18 protein-coding genes are annotated in these 20,438 nt (G+C 64.0%); 12 read left to right on the top strand and 6 right to left on the bottom strand.

From position 1 onward, the window contains the following. Positions 1–44: 44 nt before the first annotated feature. A complete protein-coding gene (locus tag IC234_RS07305) occupies positions 45–596 on the top strand; it encodes a CinA family protein (RefSeq protein ID WP_190923189.1) in 552 nt (183 codons plus the stop codon). Here IC234_RS07305 and IC234_RS07300 read toward each other — a convergent pair. Then, the gene (locus tag IC234_RS07300) at positions 593–1,174 is read right to left on the bottom strand and encodes a hypothetical protein (protein ID WP_190923188.1); all 582 of its coding nucleotides are present in this window, start codon (positions 1,172–1,174) and stop codon (positions 593–595) included. The two genes, IC234_RS07305 and IC234_RS07300, sit on opposite strands and share 4 nt — an antisense overlap. Before the next feature lie 177 nt (positions 1,175–1,351). Between IC234_RS07300 and IC234_RS07295 the strand changes: the two genes are divergently transcribed. Then, on the top strand, positions 1,352–2,524 hold the full coding sequence (locus IC234_RS07295; RefSeq protein WP_190923187.1) for a zinc dependent phospholipase C family protein: 1,173 nt from the start codon (positions 1,352–1,354) through the stop codon (positions 2,522–2,524). 155 nt (positions 2,525–2,679) lie between these two features. Then, complete coding sequence (locus IC234_RS07290) at positions 2,680–3,405, top strand: peptidylprolyl isomerase (RefSeq protein ID WP_190923186.1); 726 nt, start codon at positions 2,680–2,682, stop codon at positions 3,403–3,405. Positions 3,406–3,414: 9 nt separating this feature from the next. Here IC234_RS07290 and IC234_RS07285 read toward each other — a convergent pair whose 3' ends face one another. From IC234_RS07285 to IC234_RS07275, 3 genes are all read right to left on the bottom strand, one after another. Continuing rightward, positions 3,415–3,807 (bottom strand): BLUF domain-containing protein, encoded by a 393-nt coding sequence (locus IC234_RS07285; RefSeq protein ID WP_190923185.1) that lies wholly within the window; start codon positions 3,805–3,807, stop codon positions 3,415–3,417. 177 nt (positions 3,808–3,984) lie between these two features. Beyond that, entirely contained in the window at positions 3,985–6,087 is a 2,103-nt protein-coding gene (locus tag IC234_RS07280; RefSeq protein WP_190923184.1) for a M13 family metallopeptidase, read from the bottom strand. A 152-nt stretch (positions 6,088–6,239) separates the two neighbouring features. After that, positions 6,240–8,306 carry a M13 family metallopeptidase gene (locus tag IC234_RS07275; protein WP_190923183.1) on the bottom strand — a complete coding sequence of 689 codons (2,067 nt, stop codon included), beginning with the start codon at positions 8,304–8,306 and terminating at the stop codon, positions 6,240–6,242. Positions 8,307–8,469: 163 nt separating this feature from the next. On the opposite strand from IC234_RS07275, the gene xseA reads away from it, so the two are divergent. The 6 genes from xseA to IC234_RS07245 all read left to right on the top strand — a co-directional run bounded on the left by xseA (position 8,470) and on the right by IC234_RS07245 (position 12,691). Then, the gene (gene xseA / locus IC234_RS07270) at positions 8,470–9,843 is read left to right on the top strand and encodes an exodeoxyribonuclease VII large subunit (protein WP_190923182.1); all 1,374 of its coding nucleotides are present in this window, start codon (positions 8,470–8,472) and stop codon (positions 9,841–9,843) included. Between the two features lie 13 nt (positions 9,844–9,856). Then, positions 9,857–10,162, top strand: coding sequence for an exodeoxyribonuclease VII small subunit (gene xseB, locus IC234_RS07265; protein ID WP_190923181.1), 306 nt, complete (start codon positions 9,857–9,859; stop codon positions 10,160–10,162). Positions 10,163–10,261: 99 nt separating this feature from the next. After that, complete coding sequence (locus IC234_RS07260; RefSeq protein ID WP_190923180.1) at positions 10,262–10,573, top strand: hypothetical protein; 312 nt, start codon at positions 10,262–10,264, stop codon at positions 10,571–10,573. Positions 10,574–10,605: 32 nt separating this feature from the next. Beyond that, positions 10,606–11,298, top strand: a complete 693-nt coding sequence (locus IC234_RS07255; protein WP_190923179.1) for a hypothetical protein — start codon at positions 10,606–10,608, stop codon at positions 11,296–11,298. Between the two features lie 200 nt (positions 11,299–11,498). Further along, positions 11,499–12,281 carry a sensor histidine kinase gene (locus tag IC234_RS07250; RefSeq protein WP_190923178.1) on the top strand — a complete coding sequence of 261 codons (783 nt, stop codon included), beginning with the start codon at positions 11,499–11,501 and terminating at the stop codon, positions 12,279–12,281. Next, positions 12,278–12,691 (top strand): response regulator, encoded by a 414-nt coding sequence (locus tag IC234_RS07245; protein WP_190923177.1) that lies wholly within the window; start codon positions 12,278–12,280, stop codon positions 12,689–12,691. The genes IC234_RS07250 and IC234_RS07245 overlap by 4 nt, the downstream gene beginning before the upstream one ends. 84 nt (positions 12,692–12,775) lie before the next feature. Here the strand turns inward: IC234_RS07245 and IC234_RS07240 are convergent, their stop codons facing one another. Then, positions 12,776–15,427 (bottom strand): TonB-dependent receptor, encoded by a 2,652-nt coding sequence (locus IC234_RS07240; protein WP_190923176.1) that lies wholly within the window; start codon positions 15,425–15,427, stop codon positions 12,776–12,778. A 192-nt stretch (positions 15,428–15,619) separates the two neighbouring features. Here IC234_RS07240 and IC234_RS07235 point away from each other — a divergent pair, with 192 nt between their 5' ends. Together IC234_RS07235 and IC234_RS07230 are read left to right on the top strand one after the other, a co-directional pair. Beyond that, a complete protein-coding gene (locus tag IC234_RS07235) occupies positions 15,620–17,068 on the top strand; it encodes a hypothetical protein (RefSeq protein ID WP_190923175.1) in 1,449 nt (482 codons plus the stop codon). Positions 17,069–17,107: 39 nt separating this feature from the next. Beyond that, a complete protein-coding gene (locus tag IC234_RS07230; RefSeq protein ID WP_190923174.1) occupies positions 17,108–18,586 on the top strand; it encodes a hypothetical protein in 1,479 nt (492 codons plus the stop codon). A 1-nt stretch (position 18,587) separates the two neighbouring features. Here IC234_RS07230 and IC234_RS07225 read toward each other — a convergent pair whose 3' ends face one another. After that, entirely contained in the window at positions 18,588–18,944 is a 357-nt protein-coding gene (locus IC234_RS07225; RefSeq protein WP_190923173.1) for an MGMT family protein, read from the bottom strand. A 181-nt stretch (positions 18,945–19,125) separates the two neighbouring features. On the opposite strand from IC234_RS07225, the gene IC234_RS07220 reads away from it, so the two are divergent. Beyond that, positions 19,126–20,361, top strand: coding sequence for an efflux RND transporter periplasmic adaptor subunit (locus tag IC234_RS07220; RefSeq protein ID WP_190923172.1), 1,236 nt, complete (start codon positions 19,126–19,128; stop codon positions 20,359–20,361). The last annotated feature ends 77 nt before the right edge of the window (positions 20,362–20,438 follow it).

The following is a 20,438-nucleotide window of genomic DNA, read 5'->3' as shown; positions in this document are numbered from 1 at the left end:
CGACGGCGGGCGTAAGCGGTGGCCAAGCCCCACCTGTTTGCGCCATGAAAAGACCCGACGTCGAAGCCCTCGTTCAGCAGTTTCTCAAACACAAGCTCACCCTGGCCCTGGCCGAAAGCTGCACCTGCGGCCTAGTGGCGGCGCAGCTGGCCCCGGCCACGGGCGTGAGCGAGGTGTTGCTGGGCTCGGTGGTGACGTACCACACCGAGGCCAAGCAGAAGCTGCTGGGCGTGAAAAAGGAAACCCTGGCCACCTACTCGGCCGAAAGCCAGCAAACCACCAACGAAATGGCCCTGGGCCTGCAGAAGCACCTGCCGGCCGCCGACGTGCACGTGGCCGTGACGGGCCTGTGCGGCGACGGCGCCTCGGCCACGCCCGACAAGCCGGTGGGCACCACCTTCGTAACCATACTGCTGGACGGCCACGCCCACGAGTACCGGGCCGAGCTGACCGGGACCGCCGATGAGCTGCGCCAGCAGGCGGCTTCCCTCATCTACGAGAAGCTGATGGCCCTGCTGGAGCGCCGGCAAGTGGCGGCTGTGGCCGCCCAGCCCAGCAGCACCCGCCCGGGCCGAAAGGCCAGCACCGCGGCCTAGCGCCCGCCCGCCTCGCGGTAGAGCGTGGTGATGCGGAAGAGGCCGGTTTTCTTGTCAAAATCGACCAGGCTTTGGCCCAGGCCGAGCTTGCCGAGGGCCGCCACAAACTCGGGGTTGCTGGCGGCGTAGGCTTCGCGCACGTAGCGGGCGGTGAGCGGAAACACCAGCCCCGACAGGCCCCGGCTGAAGAAATACTGCGTGTTGGCCAGCTGGCCGCCCACTTGCCCCGAAGAAGTGGGCTGCGAGTTGCTGGTGTACACGCTGAGGGTGTCGGCGTATTCGAGGCGGTATTCCTGGCCGCGGTAGATGCGGGTGGTGCGGCCCTTGCCCGACACGTAGCCCCACACGCTGTCGGGCGGCAGGGTCAGCTTTACCTTCTGTGAACCGCGGGGCACCACCACCACTACTTCGCCGCGCTTGTTGGGGTAGGTGGCGTCGATGCCGGCGGGCTGGGGCTGGCGCCGGTGGTAATCGGCGCCCGTGCGGTAGGCGCCGGGCGGAATGGTGAATACCTGCGCGCCCACCGGACCAACCAACAACGCCCCCAAAACAACCAAAAACCAGCGAACAAACGGCATAAATAAAAGCAAGACAAGCGGCAACTGCGCCGCTAAAGATACACCGCAGCAAAGGCCTGGGGTTCCCGGCCCGCTCCGGCAAAAACGGCTAAATCCCCGAAGGCCGGCAAATGTCCCGGGCATTGCCGAACTTTGGGCAGGGCCAGTGTGTCCGGTCCTCGCATCTTTCCATTTTTCATGAAAAAAACCATCCTGCCGCTGCTGCTTGCGGCCCTCATGCTTGCCCACGGCACTGCCGGCGCCTGGGGTTTTTTCGGCCACCGCACCATCACGCAGGTGGCGGTATACGAGTTGCCGTCGTCGCTGCAAGCCTTCTATTACCGGCACATGGGCGACCTGGTGCGCCAGAGCACTGCGCCCGACGAGCGCCGCAACGACGACCCCACCGAGGCGCCGAAGCACTACATCGACATGGACCATTACTCCGAAGACAACCCCTTCGGCAAGATGCCCCGGCAATACGACAAGGCGGCGGAAAAATTCAAGCCCGACACGCTCAAAAAGTACGGCACCGTGCCGTGGGTGGTGATGGAGGTGAAGGACAACCTCACCGAGGCCTTCCGCCAGCGCGACACCACGGCCATCATCAAGTATTCGGCCGAGCTGAGCCACTACGTGGGCGACGCCTTCGTGCCGCTGCACACCACCATCAACTACGACGGCCAGCTCACCGACCAGAAGGGCCTGCACAGCCTCTGGGAAAGCCAGCTGCCCGAGCGGTTCATCAACGACTACAAGCTGGTGGGCGAGCCGGCCAAGTACGTGAAAGACCCGCTGGCAGCCATTTGGGAGGTTATTCAGCAGAGCTACGGCTTTCTGGGCGAGACCTTTGACCGGGCCACCAAGATTGAGAAAACGATGAAGCCCGACGTGCGCTTCACGTTCTCGCACCGCTACGGCAAAACCTCGCGCCGCTATTCCGATGCCTTTGCCGATGCTTACGAGAAGGAAGTGGGCGGCATGGTGGACTACCGCCTCAAGGGCGCGCCCACGCTGGTGTCGTCGCTGTGGCTCACGGCCTGGCAAGACGCCGGCAAGCCCGACCTGAACGCGCTGATGACGCCCAGCAAGCCCACCAAGGAAGAAAAGGAAAAGCTCAGCACCGAGCTCTCGGCCTGGAAGAAAAACACCTTGGCCCAGGACCAGTTGCTGCTGGCCCAGCAGAAGGTGAAGAAGGTAGAAACCGCCGACGAAATCAAGTCGGCCAAGGAAATGGCCGAGCCGGCCGCCACCGAAGCACCCGAAGGCGTTCCCGCCTCGGCGCCGGCGCCCACCCCGGCTACCGACAAGGTGAAGGTGAAAACCAAAGGCAAAGACGGCAGCGAAAAAGTGAAGCTGAAGGGCGAGTAGCCCGGGCAAGCCAACGCCGTAGCGGTTGCCTACTGGCAATGGCCCACCTAGCGCCCACCGAAGCGGCGCAGCATTCGCAGAACGTTCTGCGGGCGCTGCGCCGTTTCTGTGGGCGCCAGGTGGGCCGAAAAACCGTCAGCAGCGTATTTTCGGCCATGAACCGCTTCCTTTTTGCCGGCTTGGTGCTGCTCGCCGCCTGCAACCAAACCCCGCCCCCCACCGCCGCGCCCAAAGCCAAGCCCGCCGTGCCCGGCCCCGACCTGGCCACCCTCACCGACAGCACGGCCCCGGCGGCGCTGCTGGCCTACGGCAAGCAATACCCCGGCTCCGAAGTGCTGATAAAGACGCGGCTGGGCAACATCCGGGTGAAGCTGTACGACGACACGCCCATTCACAAGGCCAACTTTCTGCTGCTGGCCCGCAAGGGCGTGTTCGACGAAACCATGTTCAACCGCGTGGTGAAGGATTTTGCCGTGCAGGGCGGCCAGACCTACAACGCCCGCACCATTCGGCTGAAGCGCTACCGCCTGCCGCCCGAGTTCCGGGCCGAGCACTTCCACCGCAAGGGCGCCCTGGGCATGGCCCGCTACGACGACGAGCAGAACCCTGGCCACCTGTCCTCCAATACCGATTTTTACTTTGTGGTGGGCGAAAAAATGGCGCCGTTTCAGTCGCAGGCCATGGCCGGCCGCAAGCTCACGCCCGCCCAACTGCAAGCCTACGCCACGGTGGGCGGCGTGCCTTCGCTCGACGGCAAATACACGGTTTTTGGCGAGGTCATCGAAGGCCAGGACGTGGTGGACAAAATTGCCAACGAGCCCGTGGAGTCGGATAAATGGCCGGTGACGGACATTCCGATGAAGGTGGAAGTGCTGAAGTAGGCCGCGTCGCTACAGCGAGGGCTCTTCGGCCAGAAAGGCTTCAAGCAGCGGCACTAGGTCGGCGGTGTGCTCGGGCAGCGTGGACGGCACAAACTGCGAAAACTGCGCCGGCTCCAAGCTGCGAAAGCCCATCGACCAATCCGAAAACGCCCGGGCCTGCACCGGCCCATCGGCCAGCTTGGTCACGCTGCGGTGGCGGAAGTCGGCCGCGATGGTGTCGTAGAGGGCGTGCACCACCGTGGCTTCGCCCTCCAACACCTGCAGAATGTGGCCTTCGCTGTGCAGCAGCACGCCCGTTACCGCCAAGTGCGCGTTTTTCCGGCGCCAGCCGTCTAGCTGCTGCTGGAGTTCGGTTTCGGAAAGGGCCACACCAGCCGTACTGGTGTAAACAAGTTGGTGCATGGTGGGGGCGCAAGTAAGGAGTGACCAAAACTATGTGTATTCATACGCTCTTGCAACCTCAACCGTAAGGCTCACTTCACCAAATAAAAAGGCCCGCCCCCAGGGGGAGCGGACCTTCTCGTATCAGGCGCGAAAACAGTTCTTCGTGCGCGATTCAGGTACTGCGTTGCAAAGAGCTTACCAGATTTTGGCGCGCACGGCGGCGGGGCGCACCATGGCGTCGCCTTCTTTGCAGCCAAAGGCTTGGTGAAACTCCGGCATGTTCTGCAGCGGGCCGTTGGTGCGGTACTGGCCGGGCGAGTGCGGGTCGGTCTGGATTTGCTGGCGTAAAGCCTCCGGACGCTGATTCGAGCGCCAGATTTGAGCGTAGCCCAGGAAGAAGCGCTGCTGGGGCGTGAAGCCGTCAATCATCTTGCCGGCCTTGGCCTGGGGCGTCTTCATAAATGCCTGGTAGGCAATGGTCAGACCGCCGAGGTCGGCCAGGTTTTCGCCCATGGTCAGGGCCCCGTTCACGTGCACCGAGTCCAGGGGCGTGAAGGCGTCGAACTGCTTGCCCACCACGGCGGCGCGCTGCGTGAATTTCTCGCCATCCTCCTTCGTCCACCAGTCGCGCAGGTTGCCGCTGGCGTCCGACTTGCGGCCCTGGTCGTCGAAGCCGTGGGTCATTTCGTGGCCAATGACGGCGCCGATGCCGCCGTAGTTCACCGCGTCGTCGGCCTTGGGGTCGTAGAAGGGCGGCTGCAGGATGCCGGCCGGGAACACAATCTCGTTCATGCTCGAGTTGTAGTAGGCGTTCACGGTGGGCGGGGTCATGCCCCACTCGCCGCGGTCAATCGGCTTGCCAAACTTGCTCAGGTTCTCCTTCGACGACCATTCGGCCGTGGCAAACAGGTTGTTCAGGGCGCTTTCGCGGCTGATTTTCAGGTCCGAGTAGTCCTTCCACTTGTCGGGGTAACCGATTTTGACGGCGAAGGCATTGAGTTTCTTCAACGCTTCGGCTTTGGTGGCGGCGCTCATCCACTCCGTGGCTTGAATGCGCTCGGCATACGCCTGGCGCAGGTTTTCCACCATCACCTTGGCGCGGGCCTTGGCGGCCGGCGAGAAGGCTTCGTCTACGTACAGTTGGCCGAAAGCTTCGCCCAGGGCGCCGTCGGTGGCGCGCAGGGCGCGCTTCCAGCGGGGCTGCTGTTGCTTGGCGCCGCTCAACACCTGCGAGAACTTAAAGCTCTCGTCGTTATACGCCTTGGGCAGGGCCGAGGTCACGGCCGACACCAGGTGCCAGCGCAGGTACTGCTTCTGGTCGGCAATGGGCTCGTCCTTCAGCATGGTGCTCACTTCCTTCAGGAACTCGGGCTGGCCCACGATGACTTCCTTGGCGGCGCCCAGGCCGCTTTCCTTCAGCACCAGGGGCAGGTCCAGGTTGGGGTAGTCGGCCGCGGCCTGGGCCACGGTCATCTTGTTGTAGTTCTTCTCGCGGTCGCGCAGGTCTACGCGGCTGCGGCTGGCCTTGGCCAGGCGCGTTTCGATGCGCGTGACGGCGGCGGCGTTTTTCTCGGCCGTGGCTTGGTCGTCGCCCAGCATCTTAAACAGGTTCACCTGGTAGGTTTGGTAGGCGGCCCGAATGGCTTTGGAGCGGGGGTCTTCTTTCAGGTAGTAGTCGCGGTCGGGCAGCGAAAGGCCGCCCTGGCCCATGCGCACGGCGTACTGCGTGCTGTTCTTGCTGTCCTGGGTCACGCCGAAGCCGTACCAGCCGGTAGCAAACGACTTGGGGTCGGCCAGGTATTTCTGCATGCCGGCCAGGTCCTGAATGGCGTTGATTTGGGCGAGCTTGGGCTGCAGGTACTTCAGGCCGGCTTTCTCGATGGCCACGCTGTCCATGGCCGCGGCGTAGAAGTCGCCCACTTTCTGCATGTTGGTGCCAGGCTTGGCGGTGCGGTCGGCGGCGGCTTTCTCCAGAATGCGGCGCTCCACGGCCTGGTTGTTATTGGCCAGCTCGTTGAAGGCGCCCCAGCGGGTTTCGGCCGGCGGAATGGGGTTGTTTTTCAACCAGGTGCCCGAGGCGAACTGGAAGAAATCGGTGCACGGCGACACCGAGCGGTCGAGGTTGGCCAGAGAAATGCCGGCGCCGGCTTGGGCCGCACCGCTGGGCACCGTGGTTTTCACCTTGCCCGCGCTGGACTTGGTTTTCACTTTGGTGTTCTGCGCCTGGACCGCGCCAGCTGCCACCCCCAGCACCACGGCGGAAAGGGCCGCGCGCCGCAAAAAAGAAAATTGGGTCATATTGAAAAGATTTGAGCGAAACATTAGGAAGTGCAAGTTACAACGCCCGTTTGGGCCTGAGAAATTCAAAAAAAGAAAAGGAAGAATGAAAGATTAGCAACAGTCGCCAACTCCTTCATTCCTCCTTTTCGCATGCCAATCAAGCGTTCAGCTTACCAGATTTTGGAGCGGTCGGCCTGGGCGCGCATCATCTTGTTGCCGTCTTGGCAGCCGAAGGCTTTGTAAAACTCCGGCATGTTCATGAGCGGGCCGTTGGTGCGGAACTGCGCCGGCGAGTGCGGGTCGACCTGCACCTGCTGACGCAGGAACTCGGGCCGCGCGTTGGTGCGCCAAATCTGGGCGTAGGCCAGGAAGAAGCGCTGCTCCGGCGTGAAGCCGTCGATTTTCTGCTGCGCCTTGGCCTGCGGAGTTTTTTCAAACGCCTGGTAGGCGATGGTGAGGCCGCCGAGGTCGGCCAGGTTTTCGCCCATGGTCAGCTTGCCGTTCACGTGCACCGAGTCCAGCGGCGTGAAGGCATCGTACTGCTTGCCCACCACGGCCGCCTTGGCGTTGAATTTGTCGGCGTCCTCTTTGGTCCACCAGTCCTTCAGGTTGCCTTCGGCGTCGTATTGGCGGCCCTGGTCGTCGAAGCCGTGGGTCATTTCGTGGCCGATGACGGCGCCGATGCCGCCGTAGTTCACCGCGTCGTCGGCCTTGGGGTCGTAGAAGGGCGGCTGCAGGATGCCGGCCGGGAACACAATCTCGTTCATCGGCGGGTTGTAGTAGGCGTTCACCGTGGGCGGGGTCATTTCCCACTCGTTGCGGTCAATCGGCTTGCCGAAGTGCTTGATTTGGTCTTCGTTGGCCCACTCGCGGGCGGCCAGCATGTTTTTCAGGTAGCTCTCGCGCGTGATGGTCAGGCTCGAATAGTCCTTCCACTTGTCGGGGTAGCCGATTTTTACCACGAAGGCATTCAGCTTTTTCAGGGCCTCCTTCTTGGTGGCTTCGCTCATCCAGTCGGTGGCCTTGATGCGCTCGGCGTAGGCCACGCGCAGGTTCTCAATCATCTGCTTGGCACGGGCCTTGGCCGCGGGCGAGAAAGCTTTGTCCACGTAGAGCTGGCCGAAAGCTTCGCCCAGGGCGCGGTCGGTGGCGCCCAGCATGCGCTTCCAGCGGGGCTGCTGCTTTTTGGCGCCGCTCAGCGTTTGCGAAAACTTAAAGTATTCGTCGCCAAACGCCTTGGGCAAGGCCGGCACCACGCTGCTCACCAAGTGGAAGCGCAGGTACTGCTTCTGGTCGGCGATGGGCTCGTCCTTCAGCATGTTGCTCACTTCTTTTAGGAACTCGGGCTGGCCCACGATGACCTCCTTGGCGGCGCCCAGGCCGCTTTCTTTCAGCGTGAGCGGCAAGGCGAGGTTGGGGAAGGCGCCGTCGGCCTGGGCCAGCGTCATCTTATTGTAGTTGGCGTAGGGGTCGCGCAGGTCCACGCGGCTCTTGCTGGCCTTGGCCAGGCGCGTTTCGATGCGCTGTACGGCGGCGGCGTTGGTTTTGGCCGTGGCCTCGTTGTCGCCCAGCATTTTGAAGGTGTTCACGAGGTAGGTCTCGTAAGCCGTGCGGATGCTCTTGGAGCGAGGGTCGTCCTTGAGGTAGTAATCACGGTCGGGCAGCGAGAGGCCGCCTTGGTACATCTGCACCGCGTATTGCGTGCTGATTTTCTGGTCCTGGCCCACGCCCGAGCTGTACCACACGCTGCCCACGTGGGCTTTGGGGTCGGCCAGCAGGCGCTGCATCTCGCCCAGGTCCTTCACGGCCGCGATGCGGTTGAGGTGGGGCTGCAGGTATTTGAGGCCGGCGGCCTCAATGGCGGCCGAGTCCATGGCCGAGGCGTAGTAGTCGCCTACTTTTTGCGCGTTCGAGCCTTTGGGGGCCTTGGCGGCGTTCTTGGCGGCATCGTTGAGGATGGCGCGCAGGGTGGCGTTGTTGTGGTCGGCCAGCTCGTTGAAGGAACCCCAACGCGACTCGGCGGCCGGAATGGGGTTGTTTTTGAGCCAGTTGCCCGACGCGTAGTGGAAGAAATCCTCGCAGGGCTTCACCGAGGGGTCGATGTTGGCGATGTTGACGCCGACGCCTTTTTGCGCCGCAGCGGGTTTGGCGGTTTGGGCCGAAGCGCTGGTGGCCACCAGGCTGCCGAGCCCGAGCACGGCCAGACCAATGCGCCGCGCAACAGAAGTTGAAATCATGAAAAAAGTGTTGGAATGGGAAATGATGCCGTGAAGGTACAGACGGCCCTGCATCCGGAACGCTGCACCGCCGCAGAGAAAAAGCAGCCTGCCGGGCCCGGCACCGCCCAAAACACGCCCCCGTGCCATAGCCCATCCACACCGCCGCCCGTAACTTGCGCCAATGCCGCTCTACAACCGCCGCCCCGAGCTTCCATCCTTGCTGCCGCCGCCCCCGCTGGGACTGGCCGACCTGCTGGCCCGCGTGCGCCAGGCCCTGCAGCAGCAGTTGGCCGACTCCTATTGGGTGGTGGCCGAAGTGGCCGAGCTCACCGCGCCGCGCTTTGCCGGCGCGCACTGCTACCTCACCCTCACCGAACAAACCACCGACGGCCGCGGCACGCCCCTCAAAGCCCAGGCCCGCGCCACTCTCTGGAGCCAGCGCTTCCAACAGATAGCCCCGGCTTTTGAGCGGCACACCGGTCAGCCCCTGCGCCCCGGCCTGAAGCTGCTGCTGCGCGTGCAGGTGCGCTTCCATGAGCAGTACGGCCTCAGCCTTGACGTGCTGGCCATCGACCCGAGCTACACCGTGGGCGAGTTGGCCCTGCAGCGGCTGCGCACCCTGCGCCAGCTGGAAGAAAAAGGCTTGCTGGAACGCCAGAAGCTCCTGGCGCTGCCTTTGGCGCCGCAGCGCTTGGCCGTCATCTCCTCTCCTACCGCGGCCGGCTTTCAGGATTTTGTGCAGCAACTGGACGAAGCGCCCTACGATTTTGCCCTCACGCTGTTCCCGGCCACCATGCAGGGCGACGACGCCCCGGCCAGCATTCGCGCCGCGCTGGCCGGCGTGCGCGCCCGCCGCAGCCAGTTCGACGCCGTGGTCATTATTCGGGGCGGCGGCAGCCGCACCGATTTACTGGCGTTTGACGAATATGGCCTGGCAGCGGCGGTGGGGGCGTTTCCGCTGCCCGTGCTCACGGGCATCGGGCACGAGCGCGACGAAGCCGTGGTGGACCTGGCCGCTCACCGCGCCCTAAAAACACCCACTGCCGTGGCCGCCTTTCTGGTGGAGCGCTTGGCCCGCCTCGAAGCCACTTTGCTGGGCTACGGCGAGCAGGTGGCCGCGCTGGCGCGCCGCCAGCTCAGCCAGCGCCATGCCCGTCTCGACCAGCTCAGCGGGCGCAGCCGCTACGCCGCCCACCGCCAGCTCGATGCTGCCCGCAACGCCTTGCGCGAGCGCGCCCGCCTGGCCACGCTGGGCCCACGCGAGCAGCTGCGCCAATTGGGCCTGGGCTTGGAACGCTACCGGCACCAGTTGCCGCGCGCCGCGCGCCGGCGGCTGGCCCGCGAGCAGCGCGGCCTGCGCCGGCGCGGCCGGGCCCTGCTGAGCCGCTTCATTCGCCACCACCGGCGCCGGCGCGAAGACGTGCTGCGCCGCCGCTTCCGGTTGCAGCTCACCCTGGAGCGCCACCTGCACCGCGCCGAGCTACGGCTGGCCCGCGCGGCGGCGGTGCAGGAATACCTGGCCGGGCCTTCACAGCCCGCTCATTCCCAATCGTAATCATTGCCACCCCATGACGTATCGCGAAGCCATCGAAGAACTGGAAACCATCTTGCGGGCGCTGGAAACAGACGCCGTGGACGTAGACGACCTCACCGCCCGGGTCGAGCGCTCGGCGGAGCTTATCCGGCTGTGCCGGCACAAGCTGCGGCACGCCGAGGCGTCGCTCGACCGCGTGTTTGACACGCTGGACGAAGAAGACGATTCTGATGAATCAGCTGACGAAGAAGAGGTTGACGACGACGACGACCCAGTGTCGGACGATGACGACGACGACGAGCACGACCATTTGCCCGGCGGCCCCGGCCGGGCGTGGTAAAGATTTTTTAATCCAAATATTGTTTGACGTCGCCACCGCCTATATTTGGCCTATCCATCCAACCCAAACTTTTTTTTATTACATTTTTTACTCCCTTTTATGGCATTTGACGGCAACGAAGGCAGTCCCATTACCGAAGCTCGCGCAACCGAGCTAACCAAAAACTACCGCGAAGCAAATCCCGGCCAGGTACAATCGTACTTCTTTGGCCGCAAAATCATCGAAACCCTGCTGGCACAAGGCGGCATGGGTATTCGCATCTACTACGGCCTCGACAACGGCGTGCCGCAGCTGTTGGCCGTGGGGGCCGAAGCCAATGAAAACGACCAGCTTGGCGACGGCTTCATCATCGCCGATGAGGCATCCTGCGGCCCGCCCCACTCCGGCCAAGCCAACTTTCTGAACAGCTAACCCCCTTCTCTTCCGCTCTACCCAGCCCGACAATGACGAAGGAACAGCTTAATGCGGTGAGCATGATGATGATGCATGTCATGCAGGCCAGCATCGTCATACCCATGGCGGTGGTGTGGCTGCGGCGCAAGCATTTTTCGCCGGCGGTGAAGCTGCTCAGCAACTACGTGTACATCTCGGCCTTTTTCGTGGTGACCATTACGGTGCTGTATCCGGCCTACCTGTCCACCAACTGGTGGCTGGTGGCCGGGTTCAACTGTTGCAAGGTGGTTTTGTTCTGGGCAGTATATCGTCAGGTGCTGGATTCGGCGCTGCAGCGTCGGCTGCTTGGCATTGCCGCCGCCCTGATGGTGCTGAGCAGCGCAGGCGTGTATTGGTACGATGGCGCTTTAGGGGTCGCCTACGCCCGCATCACGCAGTGCGCTCTGCTGGCCGCCGTTGCCATGGCGTACTTGGAACAGAACATAAGCCGCACCCCTACGCTACGTCTGTGGCACGACCCGTTGTGGCTGCTCAGCGTGGGGCAGCTGGTATATTCGGCTGGCACGGTCACGGCCTTTAGCCAAGAGTATTTAACCGTCACCATCTACGACCAGACTTGGAAATACATCATTGTGGCCCTGGCTGGTTTGGCTTTCAACTGGTTTCTCACGCTTGCTTTCCTGCGCGCAAAACGGGAATTGCCTTCGCCGGTCCAGCCCAACGCCCAACTGGCTACATACTAATTGACAGGCCGAATAGCGGCTGGCAACGGCGTTGCAACGTCGGATGGCAATCCAAATTGCAGCCCCTGGGCTACGAATTCTGAAGAGCTACATAACACAAGCCTCCTGCAAGCGGCTTTTTTTCTACTTCTTTGTGACACCTGCCCGCCGAGGGCCTTCATGTGAATAGCCTTTTACCGTTGTTTCTCCTCACTCCGACATTGCTCCTGCTCGTGCTAGGGCTGGTGTGGTTTGTGGTACGCTACCAACGGGGACAGCTGCGCCAACAGCAGGAGGTGGCGCAGCTGCAGGAAGCCGCGCAGCAACAAGCCCTGGCCGCGGCGCTGGTGGCCCAGGAAGACGAGCGCCAGCGCATTGCCGGTGAGCTGCACGACGGCGTGGGCACCATTCTGGCGCTGGCCAAGCTGCACTTATTCGCACCGGGCAGCCCGCCCTCGCCCGAAGCCAGCGCCCTCATCGACCAGGCCGTGGCCGAGGTGCGGCGCATTTCGCGCAACCTGCAGCCCGCCACCCTGCAGCAGCTGGGCCTGACGCAGGCCCTGCGGGCGCTGGTGCAGGCCGTGCCCGCCGACCACGGCCCCGAGGTGCGCCTGGAGCAAGACGGCCACCTGGGCCGCCTCATTCCGCCGCACGAGCTCATGGTGTACCGCATTGCCCAGGAGCTGCTCACCAACGGCCTGCTGCACGCCCAGGCGGCGCACATTGTGCTGCGCGTGGGCGCCAGCCCCGGCCTGCTCACCCTCACGTACTCCGACGACGGCCAGGGCTTCGACCTGGCCGCCCTGGAGGAGCTGCCCCCGCCCGGCCCGCACGGCCAGCCGGTGGGCATGGGCCTCATCAACCTGCGCAGCCGGGTGGCCGTGCTGGGCGGCCAGTTGCACTACCAGTCCCAACCCGGCGCGGGCACCCGCGTCGAGGCCATTTTACCCGTTACGCTGCTGCCCGCGGGCACGCCGGCGCCTACTTTCACGCTCAATACATGACCTCACCCTCCGCCTCCTCGGCCACGGCTGTGCCCGTGCGCCTGGCCATCGTCGACGACCACATTCTGTTCCGCAAGGGCCTGCGGGCGCTGCTGAGCGGCTACGCGGGCATCGAAGTGATATGCGAAGCCGGCAACGGCCAGGAGCTCCTGGAGCTGCTCGACCAGGGCAGCCGCCCCAACGTGGTGCTCATGGACATGCAAATGCCCATCCTCGACGGCCTGCAAACCACCCGCCTGCTGCGCACCCAGTTTCCCAACGTGCGCGTGGTCATCATTTCCATGCACGACGACCCTTCGCTGGTGACCACCGTGCTGGCCGAAGGCGCCCACAGCTACCTGGTGAAAAACACTTCGCCGGAAGAAATGCGCAGCGCCGTGCTGGCCGCCGCCGCCGCCGGCAACCGGTAGAACGGCAACTCAACTTTGCCCCCACGCAAAAGCCCCGCCTCCTGATGCAGGAAGCGGGGCTTTTGCGTGGCCTCGGTTGATTAATTACAGCGTAGCCGAGAGGCCGACCGTGAAGGTGCGGCCCCGGTTGTAAAAGGCCTCGAGCAGGCCGGGGTTGCTGTAGTTTACGCCGGAGCGGGCCGGAATGTCGGTGATGTAGAACTCGTTCAGCAGGTTGAGGACGGAGCCTTTCACGCCGAGCTTCAGCTTTTCGCCGAACAGGCGCTTCGGCAGGTCGTAGCCCAGGTGCAGGTCGAGGTTGCGGGAGGTGGGCACCCGGAACGAGTCGAAGCTGTTGGCTTGCTCGCGCAGGGTCAGGGGGTCGAAGCCGGCGTAGTACTTGGTGAAGAGCAGGAACGACGGCCGCACGTAGAGGCCGCTGATGGGCTCGTAGCGCAGGCCCAGCTGGAACTGGTTCTGGGCGGCGTCGCCCACGTGCACGCCGTTGAGGTAGATGGGCAGGTCCAGGTTGTCGCCCACTATCTGGTTGCTCTCGTTCACCTGCGTGAGCAGGCCTTTGCCGGCCCAGCGCCAGTCGCCGAGGCTGATGGCGGCGTTCAGCTGCAGCGAGCGGGTGATTTCCTGGGCCACCGCCAGCTCCACGCCCATGTGACGGGCGTCCACGTTGCGCACGTTGTTGTAGAGCAGGTTGCCGTCGGGGTCGCGGCCGGTGCTGTTGCTGCTCTTGTTGGCCCAGTAGGTGTAGTAGGCGTTCAGGTTCACCTTCAGGCTGGGGTAGTTGATGCCGTAGCCCACTTCCAGGGAGCTGATGCCTTCGTTCTTGACGTCGCGGTAGCGAATGCCCGACGGGTCGTACACCGAGTTGAAGAACGGCACCTTGCTGTTGTAGCCGATGTTGGCAAACAGGTTGTCGTGCTCGGTGAGGTTGTAGTTGGCGCCGGCCTTCACGCTGTAGCCGGTGAAGTCGGCCCAGTCGGTTTCCACAAACTTGTCGCTTTGCTTCAGCTGGAAGTAGTCGATGCGCTTGTAGCGAATCTGGGAAACGGTGCCGCTGAGCACCGCCGACAGCAGCGGGGTTTTGTATTCAAGCTGCGTGTAGCCGCCCAGCCACTGGGTTTTGCCATCGTAGTTGTAGCCAATCTTGTCGCCTTCGCGGAGCAGGGCGTTGGGAGCGGCGTTGCGGTCGGCCGTGGAGGAGGCGTAGGTGCCGCCCAGCAGGTCGCGGATTTCGCGGTAGTGCAGGCCGTAGTAGGTGCGGCCGTCTAGGCCGGCCGAGAGCGTGAGCTGCGGGGTGAGCAGGTAGTCGGCGCCGGTGATGAAGCCGTACCAGCGGTGGCTGTTCACGCTGTTCACCAGGTATTGGGTGGACTGCCGCTCCCCGTTGGCTTTCACGTTGGCGTAGTTGAGGTCGTACACGCGCTGGAAATCCTGCTGTTGGGTGGTGCCATTCACCGGCAGCGTGCCCGACGAGCCCGCCGTGCCGCTGCCGCCGCCCGTGCCGCGCGAGCCGTAAATCACGGTGGCAACGGAGAGTTTCTCGGAGGCGCTCCAAACGTGGTTGAGGCTGATTTGGGGCTTGTGGTAGTAGTTCACCCGCTCGTTCACCACTTCCTCGCCCTGGTACTGGCGTTGCTTGTTGGCATCGAGGGTGTAGCGGTTCAGCACGCCCCAGTTGGGGTTGTAGCGGAAGCCGCGGTCGCCATTGGCGATGGGCGTGGCGCCGAGCTCGGCCGCTTTCTCGTTGGAATACACGCCCACGCGGCTGGCAAACGTGCGCTGGCCGTGGCTCTGGGGCGAGCCCATGCCGGTGAGGGAAAAGCTGTGGTGCCCCACGCGCTTGCTGATGTTGCCGAAATAAGTCCAGGCGTCGTCGAAGGTTTTGTCGACCCAGCCGTCTTGGCTGCGGCGCGAGCCGAACACGGTCACGGCCCAGTCGCCCTTCAGCTGGCCCGAGCTGAGCATGAGCGAGTATTTCTGGTAGTTGTTCGAGCCGGTTTCGACGCGGGCCAGCGCGGCCTTCTTGTCGTCGAAGCCGCGGGTGAGCACGTTGATGGAACCGCCCACCGAAGGCACCGAAATCTTGGCCGCCGAGAGGCCGCGCTGCACCTGCAGGCTCTTGGTGACGTCGCCCAGGTCCCAGTTGCTCCAGAACACGGCGCCGGTTTCCATGTCGTTCACGGGCACGCCGTTGATGAGCACGGCCACGTTGCGCTGGTCGAAGCCGCGCACGTTGATGCGCGAGTCGCCGGTGCCGCCGCCGCCCTGGGTGGCGTACACGCCGGGCGTCTCGTTGAGAATCATCGGCAGGTCGCGGTTGGAGAGGGTTTCGCGCAGCTTCACCTCGTTCACGGCCGAGAAGGCCACCGGCGTGGAGCGCTCCTGGGCCTGGGCCGCCACCACCGTCACTTCTTCCAGGCTCGCGTTGTCGGAGCTCAGGCCGAAGGTGGCCACCACGCTTTGGGTCGTGATTTTGACGGTTTGGGTGGCCGGCTTGTAGCCAATAAAGCTGGCCTGCACGGTGTAGGTGCCGGCGGGCAGGTTCGAAATTTTGTAGCCGCCGTCGGCATCGGCGCCGCTGCCGGTGTTCTGGCCGTTGCCGGTGACCTGCACGGTGGCGCCGGGCAGGGTCTCGCCGGTCACCTTATCCAGTACCCGCCCGCGGATGGAAAACGTGGTTTGCGCCATGGCCGGCAGGGAAAGCAACCCGGCAAAAAGGACAGTAACAAAGTGCTTCATACCAAAAGAAAAGACCCCGGCACAGTCCGGGGACAACAAATATACAGCACAGCCGGGGCCGGCAAGGGCGCCCCGAAGTGAAATGAGGTTATGAAACTGTCAACCAGCCAGGCCACTCCGCGCCTTCCATCGTGGCCTCACAAAGCCGATTTTGCGCTTTTCCGAGCAATTGGGAATCAGTAGCTTTGGCTCATGAATCGTTTGTTGCCTTTCTCTGCCCTGCTGGGCGGACTATTGCTTGCTGCGTTGGCTGGCTACTCCCAGTCGCAGCCCTACCGCTTCACCCTGCAGGCCGAAAAGCTCGACGCGCCGGCCAGCCCCTGGCAGGTGACGCGCGTGCTCGACCTGCGCGCCGACCGCAGCCAGCTGGGCAAGGTGCGCCGGGGCCTCGGCAACGAAACGGCTTCGGCTGACTTCATCCAATCCTTGGCCGCCGAACTGACGCAGTTTCTGCGGGCTCGGCAGCCGGTGCAGGCGGGCGCCCGGCCCGTGCTCGTGCGCGTGTTCACGCTGGCCCTGGCCGAAGACCTGCGCGCCAACTCGGAGCACGCCGAAGCCGAGCTCGTGGCCGATTTTTTGCTGCCCCAGCCCGACAGCACCTTTCAGGTGTTGCTGCGGGTGGGCGAAACCACCCGCCGCGGGGGCCTCGACGTCACGAAGTTTCACCCGGCCAACGTGGCCTTGGTGCTGCAGCAGGGCCTGCGCAAGCTGGCAGCGCTGCCCGCCCCGCCCACGCCCACCGAAACCCTGAGCCGCGCCGATGCGCTGGCCGGCCGCGGTGGCGTGGCCACGCAGCGCTTCGCCATTCAGGGCGCCGCCGAGCCCGCCCGGGGCTTCTACCGCAGCTATCAGGAATTTCTCAGCAATGCGCCCAGCGAACCCGACTACCCCTTTGCCATCACGCACGTGGCGCACACGGGCAAGCGCTGGGCCGGCACCGACGAAATCCAGGTGAACTACCTCGGGACTGACGACGCCCACCCCACCCGCCCCCTGTACACCGGCAACCTGTGGGGATTGAGCGACGGCAAGGAGGTGCTGATTGCCTACCGCAACCGTTTCTACAAGCTGCTGCCCGCGGCCGATGGCCGGAGCTACACCTTCACGGGCCCGCCGGTGTTCGACGAGAAAGCGGCCACCAACGTGGCCGTGGCCGGCGTAATGGGCGGCGCATTGGGGGCCGCCCTGGCCGGCGCGGCCAACGGCACCAACGTGATGGCGCCCTACGAGCTGCACTTGGCTAGCGGCCGCGTGGTGGCCGCCCAAGACGCGGGCCAAACCGACGCCGACGGCTTCGCCACCGCCCCCGACACGGCCAAAATCTACGTGTACCGCCGCCCCGACGCGGCCAAAGACCAAGTGGTGACTTTCAGCGCTTCGGGCCGGCCCGCGGCCGCGCTCCAGGCCCGGCAGTGGACGGCGCTTACCTGGCAAGACCGCCGGCATGAGCTCAAGCTGTGCGTGCAGGTAGGCCAGGGTCCCGAGTCGTGCAAGGCTTTCGTGCCCGATTTCAGCCAGCCCACCTACCTCGAATGCGTGGTGCCGGCCGGGGGCGGCGCGCCTACCCTGCGGCCCGTTCCGGCCAAGGAGGGCTTGTTTGAGCTGCGGCGCATTCAGCGGCTGGCAAAGGCGGCCAGGTAAGCTCACCTGACGTTCGTTTCTACCTTCCTTAAAGTCCTGATGCCAGTGTTATTACGCCTTTCTACCCAAATTGCCGGGGTTGCGCTGGGTCTTTTGCTGACTTGCGCCCTGACCATTCCAGTGGCCGGTCAATCAACAGCTAACCCCAAAGCCAAGCCCTTTTACCTGGACCTGAGCGCGCAGCAAATCAACCTATCCGAACGCAACCTGTATGTGGAGCAGGTGGTTGACGGACGACCAGGTCGCCCACCGCTGGGCTTCATCTACCGAGGATTCGACGAACTGCAAGTGCCCGTGCTCTTCCAGCACAGCCTAGAAGACGAGATGACGGCCTGGCTGCAGCATGTCCTGCCCAGCCGGCCCTCCGACCATGCGGTGATTTTATGCATCCGGCAAATGCGGGTGAGCGAAATGGTGCGCGGGCAAACGCGAAAAGCCATTGCCAGCGCTGAGTTGGTGGCGGACGTGTACGCCCATCTGCCCGATGGCTACCATTTTGTACGCAGCGTGGCCGACCTGGCCAGTCAGGAAGGCATCAGCATTAATTCCAATCATGCTTACCGCATGGCGCTGGCCATGCAACGATGCCTGGAACAAACCGGCAGCATCGACTGGACCCAGGCAGGACGGCGACCGGCTCGGACTCCGGCCCAGCTGACTACCGAAAAATCGCCGGCGCCGGCTCGCGCCGCCATTCTTCGAGCTGCCGTGCCCCGGAGTGGCGTCTACCACAGTTTTGGTCAGTTTCTGGCCAACCGCCCCGATACCACTGCCTTGCTGCGCCTTGATACCTTGGGGGCCAACAACCTATCCAACGTGTTCAACCCGCATACCCCGACGGGCAAATCATCGGAGTGGACCGGCACCACGCTGTTAAGAGGCCAGGCACGGGCTGCTAACGGCGACCGGCTGCCCGCTGATGACGTGTGGGGATTTTCGGACGGGCGCCACGCCTACTTGCGGCAGCTAAATGACTACCGGCTGCTGTCCCGGCAAGGCGATTTTTACACGTTTGTGGGAGCCGCACCGGTGGACGTTTATGCAGCCAAAAAGCAGGCCGCGCAAAACGCGGCGGCCTTGGTGATGGGCGTTGCCCCCTATGCGTTCGGGCCCGTCGGCAATACGGGCCAGCCGGTGGTGTACAGCCTTGATTTACGCACCGGTCAGGCCACGCCCTACTCCGCCTTGGGCCAGGCCCAGCAGCCGGATACAGCCTTTGTGTACGTGTATCGCCCACTGGGCGGGCCGGCTGAGGCGCAACGGGTGCTGCTCAACGACCGAGTAGTGGGCCAGCTGAAGCCCGGCGAATATCTGGAGCTCATCTGGGTGCATCTGGGGCGCCCCATGCGGCTTAGCGTTGGCACGGCGGGTGGCGCGGCAGTGCTGGCTGCCCCAAGCACTGCCACGGCCAATTACTTCAAACTGCTGAGCAGCTCGGCTGCCTCGCCCTGGCAGTGGATGCCCGCCCGCCAGGGCGAGGCCGAGGTGGACGCCCTGGAAAAGCAGCGCAGCCGCTAGCCTACGCCAGCTCGGTGCTGGGGTCCCAGAACAGCTTGGCGAAGTCCACCACCCGGTCTTCCTCCACCCGAATGCCCTCGGCCTCCAGGGCTTCCTGCATGGCGAAGGGCGTGGCGTAGTGCAGGCGGCCGGTGAGGTGGCCCAAGCGGTTGACCACGCGGTGGGCGGGCACGAACTGGTCGGCGGTGTGGGCGGCCATCATGGCATAGCCCACGGTGCGGGCGCCGTGCCGGGCGCCGAGGTAATGCGCAATGGCGCCGTAGGTGCTTACCCGGCCCCGCGGGATGAGGCGGGCCACTTCGTGCACGTCCTGAAAAAAATTGCGCGGCTCGGGCGGGTTTTGGTCGGTGGGCTTCATCGGGGCGAAGGTAGTCTCGGTCTGGGTGTTGGCCCTCTACGTCTAGTTTCAACACCCCGGACGCAACTTTCGGGGTAAAAACCGGACTTTTGCAGTCAGAATTCAATTCCGGATGCCCCAAATTTTGCCCTCTTCGGTTGGGGGCCGAACATCCGCCGGCGCTTGTGCGTTCTTGCCTACTATGCCATTGGAAAACACCACCGTTGCCTCGCCCAAAACCTGGGAAACCACTTCTACTCCTGCTCCCAGCGCCGCCCCACCGCCCGCGCAGCCCGACCCTGAAACGCCGCCCTCCAAGGGCCGCGGCTGGCTGGGCTGGCTGATTGCAGCGCTGCTCATTGGCGCCCTGGTGTTTGTGAAGATGAAGTACTTCCCCAGCAACGCCGCCGGCGACAAGAAAGGCGGCGACAAGGGCGCGGCCGGCAAAGGCGGCCCCGCCGCTGATGGAGCCGGCAAGGGCGGCAAAGGCGGAGGGGGCGGCGGCCCACTCCCCGTGCAGGTTTACGTGGTGAAAGCCACCAACCTCACCGACGAAGTGGCCGCCACGGGCTCGGTGCTGCCCGAAGAATCGGTGGTTATCAAAAGCGAGCTGTCGGGCAAAATCACCAGCCTCAACATCAAGGAGGGCCAGTCGGTGAGCAAGGGCCAGCTGCTGTTCAGCATCAACGCCGACGAGGCCCAGGCGGCCATTCGCAAGCAGGAATACAACATCAAGCTGTTTCGGGACCAGGAGCGCCGCCAGCGCATTCTGCTCGATAAAGAATACATCAGCGCCCAGGAATACGAGCAGTCCAACAACCAGCTGCTCACGGCCCAGGCCGACCTGCAGGCCCTGCGCGCCACGCTGTCGAAGGCCTACGTGCGGGCGCCGTTTGCCGGCGTGCTGGGCCTGACCACCGCCACGGTGGGCACCTACGTGAGCCCCGGCGCCGAAATCACGACGCTCTCGCGGGTGAAGCCCGTGAAGATTGACTTTGCCGTGCCGGGCCGCTTCGCTACCAACGTGAAAGTGGGCGACGTGGTGAGCGTGCTCGACGAAGCCACCAGCAAGAAGTACGACGCCAAGGTCTACGCCATCGACCCGCAGATTGACCCCGTGAGCCGCACCCAGCCCGTGCGCGCCCGCTACGCCAACGCCAACAACGAGCTGCGCCCCGGCGCCTTCGTGCGCGTGAACCTGCAGCTGGGCGAAACCACCTCGGCCCTGCAAGTGCCCACCGAATCGGTGATTCCGGAGGCCAGCGGCTACAGCGTGTACACGGTGAAGCGCAACAAGATGGTGCCGAAGAAGGTGAAAATCGGCATCCGCTCCGACAAGGTGATTCAGATAACCGACGGCCTGGCCGTGGGCGACTCGGTGCTGCGCACCGGCATCCTACAGGTGAAGCCCGGCGACCGAGTGAAAGTGGCGAAGTAAGAACTTTCTCCCCTCCTTGGTAAGGAGGGGACATTTTCACGCAGTGAAAATTGGGGCGGTTGAATCGTTGAACGATG

The sequence above is a fragment of the Hymenobacter armeniacus genome, from assembly GCF_014699055.1.
Lineage (GTDB): Bacteria > Bacteroidota > Bacteroidia > Cytophagales > Hymenobacteraceae > Hymenobacter > Hymenobacter armeniacus.
This window is presented reverse-complemented; position numbering and strand designations above follow the sequence as displayed.